The sequence below is a fragment of the Janthinobacterium sp. SUN120 genome (assembly GCF_030397735.1).
GTDB lineage: Bacteria > Pseudomonadota > Gammaproteobacteria > Burkholderiales > Burkholderiaceae_D > Janthinobacterium > Janthinobacterium kumbetense.
In genome coordinates this window covers 1,639,209-1,652,987 of record NZ_JAPUBW010000001.1, presented here as the reverse complement: position 1 = coordinate 1,652,987, position 13,779 = coordinate 1,639,209, and the positions used below count along the sequence as shown (strand labels likewise).

Here is a 13,779-nt window from a genome sequence, read left to right as displayed (position 1 = left end):
GCACTGTTTCACGCCAATAAAATCGAAACGAGGAGCCCATCATGTTGTCTTCCCTTCGCACGCGGCTGGTACTGATTTGCGTGGCCATCGTCGTGCTGTCCATGCTGGCCTTGTCGGTCGCCAATTACGTCACCACGCGCAGCAGCATGCTGGCGTCGTCTGACCAGCAGATGCAGCAACTGCTGCAAAGCCAGTCGGCCGTGCTGGCGCAATGGGTCGATGGCAAGAAAAAGGTCATGGCGTCCATCGTCATGTCCGCCGAGACGCCCGATCCGCTGCGCGCCTTCCAGATCGCGGAAAAGGCCGGCGATTTTGCAGAAGTGTTCATCGGTTACGCGGACAAGCGCTCCGTGTTTACCCATCCGGGCCGCCCGGCCGATTTCGATCCCACTGCGCGCGCCTGGTACACGGACACCGTCAAGGCGGGCGTGCCGATGCTCACGCCGCCGTATGTGGACGCGGCCAGCCACAAGCTGGTGGTGTCGTTCACGGCGCCTGTCGGGCCGAAAGAGGCGCCGAGCGGGGTGGCCGGCGCGGACGTGCTGCTCGATACGGTGATTGCCAACGTGGTGGCGATCAAGCCGACGCCGCACAGCTTTGCCTTCCTCGTCGACCAGAGCGGCACCATCATCGCCCATGCGAACAAGGATTTGAGCCTGCAGCCGGTGGCGAAACTCGATGCGGCGCTGTCGGCCGCGCAGGTCAATCGCCTGGAAAGCACGCGCACGAGCGATGCCGTGCGCTTGAACGAGCGTGACGGCAAGCTGTATGTCACGCGCGTGGCGGGCACCGACTGGCTGCTGGCCGTGGTGCTGGACCAGCAGGAAGCCATGCAAGCGTTGCAGACGATGCTGACGACGGCCACCGTCACGGCCGCGCTGCTGACGGGGCTGGCGGCGCTGCTGCTGTCGCTGCTGGTCTTTAAAATGCTCAAGCGCCTGGAACTGGTGCGCGATGCGCTCGACGATATCGCCTCGGGCGAAGGCGACCTGACGCGCCGCCTCGACGCTTCCGGCGTGGATGAACTGGCGCAGATCGCCGGCGCCTTCAACCGCTTCATCGACAAGATCGCCGCCGTTCTCGTGAAAATCCGCACGGCCAGCGAATCGGTGAAGGTGTCATCCTCGGAAATCGCCGCCGGCAACCAGGACCTGTCGTCGCGCACGGAACAGCAAGCCAGTTCGCTGGAAGAGACGGCCGCCTCGATGGAAGAGCTGACCAGCACCGTGAAACAGAATGCGGACAATGCGCGCCAGGCCAACCAGATGGCGCAATCGGCGTCCGGCGTGGCCAGCAAGGGCGGGCAAGTGGTGGCGCAGGTGGTCGATACCATGGCCTCGATCAACGATTCGTCGAAGAAGATCGTCGACATCATCAGCGTCATCGACGGCATCGCCTTCCAGACGAATATCCTGGCCTTGAATGCGGCCGTGGAAGCGGCGCGCGCGGGCGAGCAGGGACGGGGCTTTGCCGTGGTGGCGACGGAAGTGCGAAGCCTGGCGCAACGCTCCGCCGGCGCGGCCAAGGAAATCAAGCTGCTGATCGACGATTCGGTGGGCAAGGTCGATTCGGGCGCGCGCCTGGTCGACGAGGCGGGTGCGACGATGCAGGAAATCGTCGACAGCGTGCGCCGCGTGACGGACATCATGGGCGAGATTACGGCCGCCAGCGCCGAGCAAAGCTCCGGCATCGAGCAGGTGAACCAGGCGATTGCGCAAATGGACCAGGTGACGCAGCAGAATGCGGCCCTGGTGGAGGAGGCGGCCGCCGCGGCGGAAAGCCTGCAAGACCAGGCCAGCACCCTGGCGCAGGTGGTCGGCGTGTTCAAGCTCGATGACGGACAGGCGCCGGCGCCTGTCAAACCGGTGGCGCGCCCACCTGTCGTGCAGCGCATCACCAGCCGTCCTGCCGCCAAGGCGGCCGCCCGCAAGACGGAACAGTCCGAGGAGTGGGAGACTTTTTAAGTCGTGTTTAGACCCGCCGGGGCGCCAGGGTCGGCGCCATCTGCCTGGCCACGTCGAAAAAGGCGTTGGTGGCGGGCGTGTTCTGGCGCCGGTCGCGCACGGCCAGGCCCACCTTGCGGCTGACGGGCGGATTGAGCGGCAGGGCGACCAGCTCCGGATACTGCTCGCGCAAGCGCTGCGGCAGGGCCAGTTCGGCGACGATGGACAGGCCGTCGCCGCGGCTGACCATGTCGAGGATGGTGATCACCTGGCTGATGCGGTAGGGCACGTGCGGCTGCAAGCCAGCGTTGGCGAACAGCGGTTCGATCAGGCAGGCGCAGCCCGCCTCGGACATGATGAACGGCCCCTCGCACAGCTGCGCCAGGGTGATGGCGGTTTCGCCAGCCAGCGCATGGCTGCGCGGCACCAGCGCCATCATCTGGTCTTCCACCAGCGGCGCCGTGTCGAAACGCTCGTCGGGCAGCACGACGAAGCCGACATCGACCCGGCGTTCGCGTATCCACTGCACCACCTCATGGTCTGCTCCCTCGTCGATGCGCAGGTCGATGCCCGGATAGCGCAGGCGGAATTGCGCCGTGATGGCCGGCAGCAGATTCAAGGACGACGTCGGGCCGAAGGAGCCGATGCGCAGGCTGCCCTGGCGCTGGCCCAGCACGTCGGCCGCTTCCTGGCGCATGGCTTCCGACAGGCCGAGGATTTCGCGCGCGCGCACGAGCAGCTGGCGGCCCACGTCCGTCAGCTCGGCCGAGGCCTGGTGGCGCACGATCAGGTCCACGCCCATCTCCTTTTCCAGCGCTTTCAATGCATGCGAGACGGCCGACTGGCTGATGCCCAGCTGCGCGGCGGCGGCGGAAAAGCCGTGCAGTTCGGCCACCAGGGTAAAAATTTCCAGTTGCGTGAAGGTCATGGTGTGGTTTTGTTGAGTTATGAGTATTTACTCATTATTTCATGAGTTGATATTAGTATTAATATATATGCACACCACCCGCCGCACAAGCGGCTTTACAGGATATCCCATGTCTTCTTCCGCCGTACCCCAGGCTCCGCTGCTCGCCGCGCAGTCGCCGCTCGTTTACATCAAACTGATTTTCGTCGCCCTGTTCTGGGGCGGCACCTTTATCGCGGGGCGCGTGCTGGCGCAGCAGATGCCGCCCATGACGGCGGCCAGCGGCCGTTTCGGCGTGGCCGTGCTGTTGCTGCTCGTGCTGGCGTGGAAGCTGGAAGGGGGCTTGCCGCGCCTGGACCGCAAGCAGCTGGCAACGACGGCGGCCCTGGGCCTGACGGGCATCTTTTTATATAACCTGTGCTTCCTGGCGGCCCTGTCGCGCATGCCGGCGGGGCGCACAGCCCTGTTCGTTGCCCTGAATCCCATCGTCACGGCGCTGGCCTCGGCCATGCTGTTCCGCGAACGGCTCGGTTCCTTCAAGTGGCTGGGCATCATGCTGGCGTTTTGCGGCACGGCCATCGTCATCACGCGCGGCGATCTGGCCGGCGTGCTGCACGGCACGGGCGGCGGCATCGGCATGGGCGAAGTATTCATGTTTTGCGGTATTTCCAGCTGGGCCGCCTATACCCTGATCGGCCGGGTCGCGCTGAAGGGCTTGTCGCCGATAGCGGCCACCACGTATGCGGCTATGTGGGGCCTGGCTTTCCTGCTGCTGGGGGCGGCCGTGGAATTTCCGACAGTGCCGTGGCACAGCTTCGGCTGGCAAGTGTGGGCCGCCATCGGCTACCTGGGCGTGTTCGGCACGGTGATCGGCTTTGTCTGGTATTACGAAGGCGTGAAGGCGCTGGGACCGTCGCGCACGGCCGTGTTCAACAACCTCGTGCCCGTGTTCGGCATCGTGCTGGCGGCGGGGCTGCTGGGCGAACCCGTGCTCGCCTCGATGCTGGTGGGCGGCGCGGTGACGATTGCCGGCGTGGTGATGACCAACCGGCAAGCGAAGTAAGTAGTTTTCCAATATGAAAGCACGCCTGAAAAACGTTCAGGGCAAGGCGCAGTGCCGCAGGCAGTACGCTAGTACGGCCAGGCACCGCAACGCCGCCATGGGCGTTTTCTCAGCCGTGCTTATTTTGCGCGGCGGCGTTTGGATGGCTTCGCCGGCGCCTTCTTGTGCCGGCTGACGGAAGCGCGCATCACCTTCGGTTCTTCGATGCCGTTTTCGGCCGCCAGCATGCGGCGGATGTTGACGGCGTCCATGGCGCGCACGGAATTGGCGCGCGCGTTGAGCAAAATCATGGTGGCGAACTTGCCGGCCGACTTGATGCGCATGATCAGGCAGCGGCCCGCTTCATTCGTGTAGCCCGTCTTCGACAGGCCGATATCCCAGCCCTTGGCGCCCACCAGGCGGTTCGTGTTGTGGTATTCCACATCGCGGCCCTTGATCTGGATCACGTCCTTCGAATCGGTGGTGATGCGGCTGATTTCCGGGTAGCGCGAAGCGGCCACGGCCATCTTGACGAGGTCCGCTGCCGTCGACTGGTTGTTCGGCGACAAGCCCGTCGGTTCCTCGATCACGGTCTGGTGCATGCCCAGGGCCTTGATCTTGGCGTTGACGGCCACGGCAAACGCCGTCGGGCCGCCGGGGAAGGTGCGCGCCAGCGAGGCGGCGGCGCGGTTGTCGGACGACATCAGCGCCAGCTGCAGCACGTCGTGGCGGCTCAGCGTGGCGCCCACGGGCACGCGCGAGGTGCTGTGCTTCAAGGTGTCGACATCCTCGCGGTCGATGCTGATCTCTTCCTGCATATTGGCCTTGGAGTCGAGCACGACCATGGCCGTCATGAGTTTGGTCAGCGAGGCGATGGGCACCACCACGTTGGAATTTTTTTCAAGCAAGACTTTGCCTGTGCCATCTTCGACCACCAGTATCGACTGGGAACCGAAGGGCACGGCGATGGCCGCTGTCGAAAGCGTCATCAGCACCGCGGCGAACATTTTTTTGAGCATGGGATTGTATGTGGGAAAGCAGTTTTGGGGCGCCATCGTGGGCGCTGCGCGCAAATCCGGAAGCGGGCCGCGCGGGGACGCGGCGTGTATCTCGGAGGCAATATTTGCCAAGCTTAAACAATACCATTAAAGATCAAGCGATGTCTACGGGATAAGGGCGCCACAGGCTGTGTAGCGGCCAATTTGGCAAATAAACGGGGCTATTCTTGCCGTAGTGAAAATTGTTGCGCGATTATTGATTTCGTCTTGGAAACTTCGTATTATTTCAGCAATATTGGCAGCCATGGTCCGGCAGGCGCCGCGCGCTTCGTCGTTGATGCCTACCGCTTCGTGCTTCGTCGCCCCACGCTATGCCCTGCAACGGGGGCGCCGTAGACTGCGTTCATGCCTGAATCACAGACCACGGAGAACGCATCGTGTTAAAAAAATGTATGGACTGGTACCGCAGCATTGACGAAGAAGCGCTGCGCGTATTGAAACATCCCGAGATGGCGGCGCAGCTCCAGGGACGGGGGCGCCGCTACGTCGCCATGAAGCTGGCCGGGCTGACGCCGATCGAGCGCCAGCAGCTGCACGATTTCCTGCTCAAGTATCGCGGCGCCGGTTTTTATATCGCCGCGTTCAAGCTGATGCTGCTGTTCAGCGCCATCGGCGCCGTCCTGCACCTGCTGCTGCCGGCCAAGTTCGAATTGCTCAAAGCCGTCATCTTCAGCAACGGCCTGGGTTTTGCGCTGGCGTGGGGCCTGGTGGGCGTCTGGTTCAATTACCGCAGTTCCGTGCGTAACAAGTTCAAGAAACTCTTGCTGATCGTGTCGACCTGCGCGGCAGGGGTATCGGCCGGCGTGCTGCTGGCCGGTTTGAACGATACCGGTTCCATGGGCATGGCTTTCGAGCGCTTGCTGCGCGTGGGCGGCATCGCCTTGCTGGTGGCCAGCCTGTTTTACATGGTGCCGCTGGCAATCGTGACCACCTGGCGCAACCGGCAGTACGAGGCGCTGACCTTGCAGCTGCAGCAGGATGCCGAGCGCGACCGTCTGGCGCGCGAACTGAGCGAATCGCAGCTGCGCCTGTTGCGCGCGCAGATCGAACCGCATTTCCTGTTCAATACCCTGGGCGCCGTGCAGCAGCTGGCCGAGCAGGGCGCGCAAGGCGCCGGCAGGGCCGCGGCGCTGACGGCCGACCTGATCGCCTTCCTGCGCGCCAGCCTGGCGGAGATGCGCAGCGAACAAGTGCCCCTGCAAAGCGAGTTCGACATGGTGGCCGCGTATCTGCGCGTGATGCAGGCGCGCATGGGTTCCCGATTGCGTTATGCGCTGGACTTGCCGGCCGAGTTTGCGCACGCGACGATCCCCAGCATGATCTTGCTGACCCTGGCGGAAAATGCCATCAAGCACGGTATTGAACCATCCCTGCGCGGCGGCGAGATCAGCCTGTCGGCGCTGCGGGTGGACGGCATGCTGCGCCTGCGCATGCAGGATACGGGCATGGGGTTGCCGGAAGGCGGCACGGGCAGCGCCCACGGAGGCGGCCTGGGCCTGGAAAACGTGCGCAGCCGGCTGTCGCTGTCCGATCCGTCCGCCAGCCTGAGCGTGCGCGACGGCGACGAGGGCGGCGTGATCGCCGAGATATTGCTTCCCATTAAAATTGCATCCAGCCTGAAAGAACTTGCCGCATGAACCCCACCATCCTGATCGCCGAAGACGAACCCCTGATGCGCGAACGCCTGCAAACGATGCTGGCGCTGGCCTGGCCCGAGGCGCGCATCGTGCTGGTGGCGGAAAACGGCAACGATGCCTGGGACGGTTTCCTCGAGCATGAGCCGGACGTGGTCTTCCTCGACATCCGCATGCCGGGCCTGTCGGGCCTGGAAGTGGCCGAGCGTATCGGCACGCGGGCACACGTGATATTTGTCACCGCGTATGACCAGTATGCCGTCGATGCCTTCGACGCGGGCGCCGTCGATTATCTGTTGAAACCGGTGCAGGCCGAGCGGCTGCAGCGGGCGCTGGCCCGGCTGCGCGACAAGCTGGGCGCCCAGCCGGCCGACATGGCCCACTTGCTGCAGTCGCTGCGCGCCGCGCTGCCGGCGCCGCCGCGCGAAAAACTGAAATGGATCAAGGCCAGCGTGGGCAAGCAGATCCGCCTGATCGACATCGACGACGTGCTGTTCTTCCAGGCCGACACCAAGTACACGCGCGTGGTGCTGGCCGGCTCGGAAGCGCTGGTGCGCACGCCGCTGAAGGATTTGCTGGGCGGCCTCGATCCGGAACAGTTCTGGCAAATCCACCGCGGCACCATGGTCAACGTGAAAGCCATCGAGGCGGCCGAGCGCATCGACGCGGAGCGCATGCAGGTGCTGCTGCGCGGCAGCACGGAAAAGCTGCCCGTCAGCCGCACGTTTACCTATTTGTTCAGGGATTGATATGATGGCAATGTTTTTAATCTGCCACCATATGGACTTCTCATGACAATTCTACGCCGCTGGTTCGCCGCCATCCTTCTTTCCTTGCTCTCCTGTACTGCCGCCCACGGGGCGCAGAAGGAGGAAAAGGTCGTGTATCACGTCAATGACGCCAGCAATGCCACGGCTGCGCTGAGGAATATCCGCAACCACCTCGATGCCAGCCCGCAGGCGACCATCGTGCTGGTCGCCCACGGTCCCGGCATCGACTTCCTGCTCGACGGCGCCATCGACAAGCAGGGCACTCCGTACGACGTGGTGGTGCGCGAGCTGGTCAAGCGGGGCGTGAGCTTTCGCGTCTGCAATAACACCTTGCAAGGACGCAATATCGACCGCCAGCGCGTGCTGCCCGAAGCCGTCATCGTGCCGTCGGGCGTGGCCGAACTGAGCCGCCTGCAGGCGCAGGAAGGCTATGTGTATATCAAGCCCTGACGCACGCGCCGTTGCCAGATGGCAAGGGCGCGGCGCATGGACAGGCGATGCTTACTGGATCTTGGCGATCGACACTTCCGTCGATTTCACCAGCGCGATGACTTCGCTACCCACTTTCAGGTCCAGGTCCTTGATCGAGCGCGAGGTGATCACCGACGTGACGATGCCGTGCGGCGTTTCCACGTCCACTTCCGACACCACGGGGCCAAAGATGATTTCCTTGATCTTGCCGCGAAACTGGTTGCGTACATTCACTTCCGAGATAGCCATGATATTTCCTTTGTACCCGTAATACGCCGTGCGGCGCGACATGGCCAGAGTACGGCGCGCGCGCGCTTTTGACCACGAATCGATGCGCATATCGATATGCGGAAATGGTGCGCGGATGCCGCCGCAAGCATATTATTCGCCTATACTCGTCGGTCTATCCACGCGGAGGTTTGCCATGCGTCCATGCTTGCTGTCGATCCTGTTGTTGCCCCTGCTGTTGCCCACCTCTGCCGCACTGGCGCAACCGGTCGCTGCCCTGCAACCGATGGCTTTCCTGGCCGGGCATTGCTGGAAAGGAGAGTTTCCTGGTGGTAAGCAGACGGATGAGCACTGTTTCCAGTGGCTGTATGGCGGCCGGATGTTGCGCGACGTGCACACGGTGCGCAGTCCCGGCAAGCCCGACTACGTGGGCGAAACCACGTATTACCACGACGCCGCCGAAGGCAAGGTGGCCTTTCTGTATGTGGAAAACAGCGGCGGCTACAGCCGCGGCACGATGCTGCCGGCGGACGGCGGCCTCGATTTTCCTGCCACGCAATACGTGGGCGCCGGCGGCAAGGCGCTGATGTACCGCGTGCGCTGGACGCCGTCGGGCGATGCCTATGAGGCGGTCAGCGAGATGCTGGTGGACGGGCGCTGGCTGCCGCAATTCAAGCTGCTGCTGAAAAAGCAGTGACGCGGCGGCAATAAAAAACCGGGACTCGTCCCGGTTTTTTTATTGATGTGGCGCAAGCTTACTTCTGATAAATCTTGTCGAACTCGCCGCCATCGTCAAAATGTTTCTTTTGCGCTTGTTTCCAGCCGCCAAAGACGTCATCGATGGTGAACAGGGTGATCGGCTTGAAGCTGGCTGCGTATTTCTTCGCCACTGCCGCCGAACGGGGGCGCAGATAGTGCTTGGCGACCAGTTCCTGGCCCGGTTCCGAGTACAGGTATTGCAGGTAAGCCGTGGCTTCCTTGCGGATGCCGCGGCGGTCGACGACCTTGTCGACGACGGCCACCGGCGACTCGGCCAGGATGGAGATGCTTGGATACACGACTTCGAAGTTGTCGCCGAATTCGGCGCGCACCAATTGCACTTCATTTTCAAACGTCACCAGCACGTCGCCGATTTCGCGCTGCGTGAAGGTGGTGGTGGCGCCGCGGCCGCCGCCGTCGAGCACGGGCACGTTCTTGAACAGCTTGGTAACGAGGTCGCGCGCCTGCGCTTCGCTGCCGCCTTTTTTCACGGCATAGCCCCACGCCGCCAAATAGGTGTAGCGGCCATTGCCCGAGGTTTTCGGGTTCGGCACGATGACCTTGATGCCGGGCTTGGCCAGGTCGTCCCAATCCTTGATGTGTTTCGGGTTGCCTTTGCGCACCAGGTACACCATGGTGGAATAGAACGGCGCTGCATTGTTCGGGAATTTCTTGGCCCAGTCGGCCACCACCAGGCCGCGGTCGACGAGGATGTCGATGTCATTGGCCTGGTTCATGGTCACGACGGACGCTTCCAGGCCATCGGCGACGGAGCGCGCCTGCTTGCTGGAGCCGCCGTGCGATTGCTTGATGGTGATGGTTTCGCCCGTTTTGGCTTTCCAATCTGCAATAAATGCGGGATTCACGTCCTTGAACAGTTCGCGCATCACGTCGTAGGACGCATTCAGCAAGACCACCGGTTCGGCGGCGCTGGCGGCCATCGGCAGGCTCATGGCGGCAGCGGAAGCGGCCAGGGCGCTGGCCAGGAACCAGCGGCGCGAGCGTTGGGTGAGCGTTGCTGCGGCAGTCGATACGGCGTTGGAATGGGTCATGTTGAACTCTTGTTGTGAGAATAGATAGACATAGTCTAAAATTCCGGCCGGAAAAGAAACGAATTTTTCGTAATATGCTTAGATTCGATTCCCGTTTGCGCTAAAAAACATATATCGATTTCTGGAAACATTCGTGGGCAAGATGCGCATCAGCACTTAGTCTGCACGCATGGCGCCATAGGCAAAACCGGTCCGTGGCGTGCGGCAAAAAACCCGAAAGCGCCGCTTGGTGTATAGTCGAATCGCACGATACAGGGGTAAAACCGCCTGCATCGGCAACTGGAATATTTTGTGAGCGTACATGAGTCTTGAAATTCGTATTGCAACATCGACCGACGCTTTCGAGGCGTGCAACGTATTACGACGCTCCATCGTCGAATGCTGCAGCCTCGATCATCGGGACGATCCGGCCATCCTGGAAGCCTGGCTGGGCAATAAAACACCGCAGATGGTGGCGTGCTGGTTCGCGTCGCCCACCAATTTTTCGCTGGTCGCAGTCGAAGCGGGCGCCGTCGTCGGCGTCGGCTTGCTGACGCGCGCCGGCAAGCTGGCCCTGTGCTACCTGCTGCCCGAGGCGCAAGGCCGCGGCGCCGGCAAGGCGCTGGTGGAGCAACTGGAAGCGCAGGCGCGCGAGTGGGGCATCAAGGCCCTGCAACTGCACAGCACGGCCAGCAGCCAGGCCTTTTTCGTCAAGCAAGGGTATGTCGAGGCGGGCAATGTCCGCTCGCCATATGGCGTGGAAACGATTTTTTGCTGGAAACAGATTGACCCCGCAGGCATCGCCAGCGGCGACCCCAAGCGCAAGCGCTTTTGCAACTGCAATTCGGCCTGACGCCGGTCTTGCACCTCAGCCCGCCCATCTGGCGGCGGGCCATTTCCTCTCTTTGAATATTTCCCTTCAGTAACTGATCTGGATATACACGCCTTGTTGCGCGCTATCGTTTGCCGGCAGCAAGGTGCCGCCGGCAAACAGTTTCAGTTCGCCGGGCGCGAACGCCAGCCAATCCTCGTTTTGTGTCAATGGATGCGTGGCGATGACGGCGATGCGGTCGTCCAGGTGATTATGCTGGCGAAAGTCGATGCTGCGCTCGCAGTCGATCAGTTGCGCCACGGAAAACGGGTATTCGCGTATCACGTAGTGCAAATGCGTGGAACAGTGGGCAAACAGCAGTTCGCCGTCCGACAGGATGAAATTGAAGGTGCCGTGCGCGGCAATCTCGCGCGCCACTTCGCCGATGGCGGCGCGCAAGTCGGCGCGCGCGGGTTCGCCCGTGGGAAACTGCGTGCGCAAGCGGGCCAGCAAGTGGCAGAACGCCTGTTCGCTGTCCGTGTCGCCGCTGGCGTGGTAGTACGCATTGGCGGGAGCGCGCCACGTTTTCAAGTCGCCATTGTGGGCGAAGGACCAGGTCTTGCCCCACAGGTCGCGGGCGAACGGGTGCGTGTTTTCAGGCGCGATGCGGCCTTGCGTGGCCTTGCGGATGTGCGCGACGATGTTTTTCGCTTTCACGGGATGCTGCTGCACCCGGGCCGCCAGCGGCGAATCGATGGCCGCCAGGTGATCCGTCAGCAGGGTGCAGCCGCTACTGGAATGATAGGCGATGCCCCAGCCGTCGCGGTGCTCGTCCGTGCGTCCGCCCCGTTCGGCAAAGCCGGCAAAGGAAAATCCCAGCGCGGCTGGCTTGCTGCTGTTCATTGCGAGTAACTGGCACATGGCGGCCCTTCCAGATGGTATCGGTACACGCCCACAGTAAAGGCCGGGACAGGCCGCCGGAACGAATGTTTCCGACTATCGTTATGCGCTGTCCGTTGTTGCGGCCATATATGCTGGACGCATATCAAATGGCGAAACCATTCGTTCTCCTTTGGTTGGCGCTGCCTTACTCTGCACACTTTGGCGCCGCCTTCCCCATGAGGGCAGCTGGCGCAGCCCGATGAAGGAGCACGTATGCCATTTCCCGTCCTGAAAAACTACCTGGCCCGCCTGTCGCACCAAACCCAGGCCGGCACCAGTGTCTGGCTCGACGGGGAGGGCAGGGCGCTGGGGCGTTTCTTCAATTGCACCATGACCAGCGCCTTCCAGCCGCTGCGCGAACTCGAAAGCGGCAAGCTGGTGGCGTTCGAGGGCCTGGCGCGCAGCGTGTCGAAGGCGGACGAGGGTTTGTCGCTGTGGCGTTTGCTCGACCATGCGGCCAGCGACGATGAATCCGTGGAGCTGGACCGGTTGTGCCGCATGTTGCACGCCATTAATTTTTTCCGGCAGGCGGAAGCGGAGCAGGCCGACCTGTACCTGAACGTGCATGACCGCCTGCTGAGCGCCGTCAGCAGCAATCACGGCCACGCCTTCCAGCGCATCCTCGACGCGCTGGGCTTGCCCATCGAACGCATCGTGCTGCAATTGCCGACGGTGACGCCAAACCAGGGTTGGCTGCTCAACTATGTGGCCGACAATTACCGGCGCAATGGTTTCCGTCTGGCCATCAACGTGGCCAGCGTGCATGAAGCCACGGGCATGCTGGAGCGCCTGCACCCGCATGCGTTCAAGCTCGACGCGGGCAACCTCAGCGACGAGCAGGCCGTCGCCAGCTTCGTCACCCTGTGCCATGCGGCGAAAATCCGCGTCGTCTTCAAGCGCCTCGACACGCCGGCAGCGCTGGCCGCGCTGCAGCGCGTCGCCGCCATCACGGGCTTGCCCATCGTGGCCCAGGGTTATCTGCTCGACAAGCCATTGACGGCGCTGGCGCAGGCAAAGCAGGACGCGGCCGCCAGCGCCGCCGCGTGAGCGGTTTCCCGCTTAAGCAGCCTCAGCGGAAAATACGTGAGAAACAGGCAGAGACGATAGAAAATGAGGGTTTTTCTTCGCAGCACAATACGCTATAGTATTCCCATCGTTATATTGGACTGACTATGGCATCGCGCAGAAACTTTCTACACCATGGTATGGGCCTGGCCGCGTTGGGCCTGGTTGCCACTCCTCTCATCGGCTGCGCCTCGCGCACGGCCGCTCCCGCCTCGGCTTCGGCCAGCGCCAAGCCGCGCGCGCCGCGCACGGGCGTGCCGCCCCAGCCGACGCAACTGGCCAGCATCGACCGCTCGATCACCTCGCAGCCGCGCGCGGCCATCACCGAGATGGAACCGCCTCCCGACATCTTCGACGCACAGGCGCTGGACCTGGAATTCTGGCTCAAGCCCCGCACCCTGGAAGTGGTGCGCCCGGCCAGCAATGAAAAAGCCAGGTTGCTGTACTGGAAAGATGGCGAAGTCATCGATTCGGCCTACCAGGAACTGTGCCACTTGCTGCGCGACGTGAACGGCAAGAAGACGGCGCCCATCGACCCGAAACTGCTGGAAACCCTGTGGGGCACGCAGGCGTTCGTGGCCCGCTACGGCATCGAGCAGCCGCTGGAAATCTTGTCGGGCTACCGCACGGCCGAGTCGAACAGCCGCCTGCGCGAAGCGGGCGTGCCGGCGGCGCGCCAGTCGCTGCACATCTCGGGCCGCGCCGCCGACATCCGCGTGGCGAACTTGAACGCGGAAGTGCTCGGTTCGCTCGTGCGCAGCTTCAAGCAGGGCGGCGTGGGCTTCTATTACCGCTCCGGCCCCCGTGGCGGCTGGATCCATGCGGATACGGGCCTGCAGCGCACCTGGAAGGGTTAAGCGTTAGCACTGAGCGCTAGTCACGTTAGTCATAGTGATACGGCGGTTCCGGCACGCTGTCGTTGCCGGCGCGCCGCCATGCGTCGAAATTCACGGGGCGTTCCCAGTAAATGCGCCAGCCCAGGCGCTGGCTCGTTTGCGCCTCGGGATGCGCTTGCAGGTAAGCGTCGATGAAGCGCGTGAATTCCGAGACATAGCCGCCGCGGCGGTAGGGAAGTGGACGAGTCATGGCTCCTCCTGCTGTTGACATTTCTTTCATTC

General features: G+C 62.8%; 15 protein-coding genes. 9 read left to right on the top strand and 6 right to left on the bottom strand.

The genetic code is table 11. The features are described 5' to 3' along the window. Positions 1–41: 41 nt before the first annotated feature. The gene (locus tag O0879_RS07240) at positions 42–1,964 is read left to right on the top strand and encodes a methyl-accepting chemotaxis protein (RefSeq protein ID WP_289915632.1); all 1,923 of its coding nucleotides are present in this window, start codon (positions 42–44) and stop codon (positions 1,962–1,964) included. Between the two features lie 7 nt (positions 1,965–1,971). Here O0879_RS07240 and O0879_RS07235 read toward each other — a convergent pair whose 3' ends face one another. Beyond that, positions 1,972–2,871, bottom strand: coding sequence for a LysR substrate-binding domain-containing protein (locus tag O0879_RS07235; RefSeq protein WP_289915630.1), 900 nt, complete (start codon positions 2,869–2,871; stop codon positions 1,972–1,974). A 109-nt stretch (positions 2,872–2,980) separates the two neighbouring features. Here O0879_RS07235 and O0879_RS07230 point away from each other — a divergent pair, with 109 nt between their 5' ends. Further along, positions 2,981–3,913: a DMT family transporter gene (locus tag O0879_RS07230; RefSeq protein WP_289915628.1), complete on the top strand. Its 933-nt coding sequence runs from the start codon at positions 2,981–2,983 to the stop codon at positions 3,911–3,913. A gap of 119 nt (positions 3,914–4,032) precedes the next feature. On the opposite strand, the gene O0879_RS07225 is transcribed toward O0879_RS07230, so the two are convergent. After that, a complete protein-coding gene (locus O0879_RS07225; RefSeq protein WP_152255233.1) occupies positions 4,033–4,911 on the bottom strand; it encodes a serine hydrolase in 879 nt (292 codons plus the stop codon). 416 nt (positions 4,912–5,327) lie between these two features. Between O0879_RS07225 and O0879_RS07220 the strand changes: the two genes are divergently transcribed. From O0879_RS07220 to O0879_RS07210, 3 genes are read left to right on the top strand one after another with little or no spacing between them, the layout of a single operon-like run. Next, entirely contained in the window at positions 5,328–6,587 is a 1,260-nt protein-coding gene (locus O0879_RS07220; protein WP_289915625.1) for a histidine kinase, read from the top strand. Then, positions 6,584–7,333: a LytTR family DNA-binding domain-containing protein gene (locus O0879_RS07215; RefSeq protein WP_289915623.1), complete on the top strand. Its 750-nt coding sequence runs from the start codon at positions 6,584–6,586 to the stop codon at positions 7,331–7,333. Before O0879_RS07220 ends, O0879_RS07215 begins: the two co-directional genes overlap by 4 nt. A gap of 42 nt (positions 7,334–7,375) precedes the next feature. Continuing rightward, positions 7,376–7,804, top strand: a complete 429-nt coding sequence (locus O0879_RS07210) for a DsrE family protein (protein WP_289905411.1) — start codon at positions 7,376–7,378, stop codon at positions 7,802–7,804. A 51-nt stretch (positions 7,805–7,855) separates the two neighbouring features. Here the strand turns inward: O0879_RS07210 and O0879_RS07205 are convergent, their stop codons facing one another. Next, positions 7,856–8,074 (bottom strand): TOBE domain-containing protein, encoded by a 219-nt coding sequence (locus O0879_RS07205; protein ID WP_034757699.1) that lies wholly within the window; start codon positions 8,072–8,074, stop codon positions 7,856–7,858. A gap of 175 nt (positions 8,075–8,249) precedes the next feature. On the opposite strand from O0879_RS07205, the gene O0879_RS07200 reads away from it, so the two are divergent. Beyond that, positions 8,250–8,750 carry a hypothetical protein gene (locus tag O0879_RS07200; protein ID WP_289915621.1) on the top strand — a complete coding sequence of 167 codons (501 nt, stop codon included), beginning with the start codon at positions 8,250–8,252 and terminating at the stop codon, positions 8,748–8,750. Between the two features lie 58 nt (positions 8,751–8,808). On the opposite strand, the gene O0879_RS07195 is transcribed toward O0879_RS07200, so the two are convergent. After that, on the bottom strand, positions 8,809–9,864 hold the full coding sequence (locus O0879_RS07195; protein WP_152252574.1) for a sulfate ABC transporter substrate-binding protein: 1,056 nt from the start codon (positions 9,862–9,864) through the stop codon (positions 8,809–8,811). Between the two features lie 301 nt (positions 9,865–10,165). Here O0879_RS07195 and O0879_RS07190 point away from each other — a divergent pair, with 301 nt between their 5' ends. After that, positions 10,166–10,696 (top strand): GNAT family N-acetyltransferase, encoded by a 531-nt coding sequence (locus O0879_RS07190; protein WP_099402317.1) that lies wholly within the window; start codon positions 10,166–10,168, stop codon positions 10,694–10,696. Positions 10,697–10,762: 66 nt separating this feature from the next. Here O0879_RS07190 and O0879_RS07185 read toward each other — a convergent pair whose 3' ends face one another. After that, positions 10,763–11,575 (bottom strand): class II glutamine amidotransferase, encoded by an 813-nt coding sequence (locus tag O0879_RS07185; protein WP_289915619.1) that lies wholly within the window; start codon positions 11,573–11,575, stop codon positions 10,763–10,765. A gap of 234 nt (positions 11,576–11,809) precedes the next feature. On the opposite strand from O0879_RS07185, the gene O0879_RS07180 reads away from it, so the two are divergent. Both O0879_RS07180 and O0879_RS07175 read left to right on the top strand, forming a co-directional pair. Continuing rightward, positions 11,810–12,643, top strand: coding sequence for an EAL domain-containing protein (locus tag O0879_RS07180; protein WP_077403090.1), 834 nt, complete (start codon positions 11,810–11,812; stop codon positions 12,641–12,643). A 158-nt stretch (positions 12,644–12,801) separates the two neighbouring features. After that, positions 12,802–13,518, top strand: a complete 717-nt coding sequence (locus O0879_RS07175; RefSeq protein ID WP_099664402.1) for a DUF882 domain-containing protein — start codon at positions 12,802–12,804, stop codon at positions 13,516–13,518. A gap of 25 nt (positions 13,519–13,543) precedes the next feature. Here O0879_RS07175 and O0879_RS07170 read toward each other — a convergent pair whose 3' ends face one another. Continuing rightward, positions 13,544–13,747: a DUF3460 family protein gene (locus O0879_RS07170; RefSeq protein WP_289905409.1), complete on the bottom strand. Its 204-nt coding sequence runs from the start codon at positions 13,745–13,747 to the stop codon at positions 13,544–13,546. Positions 13,748–13,779 lie beyond the last annotated feature (32 nt).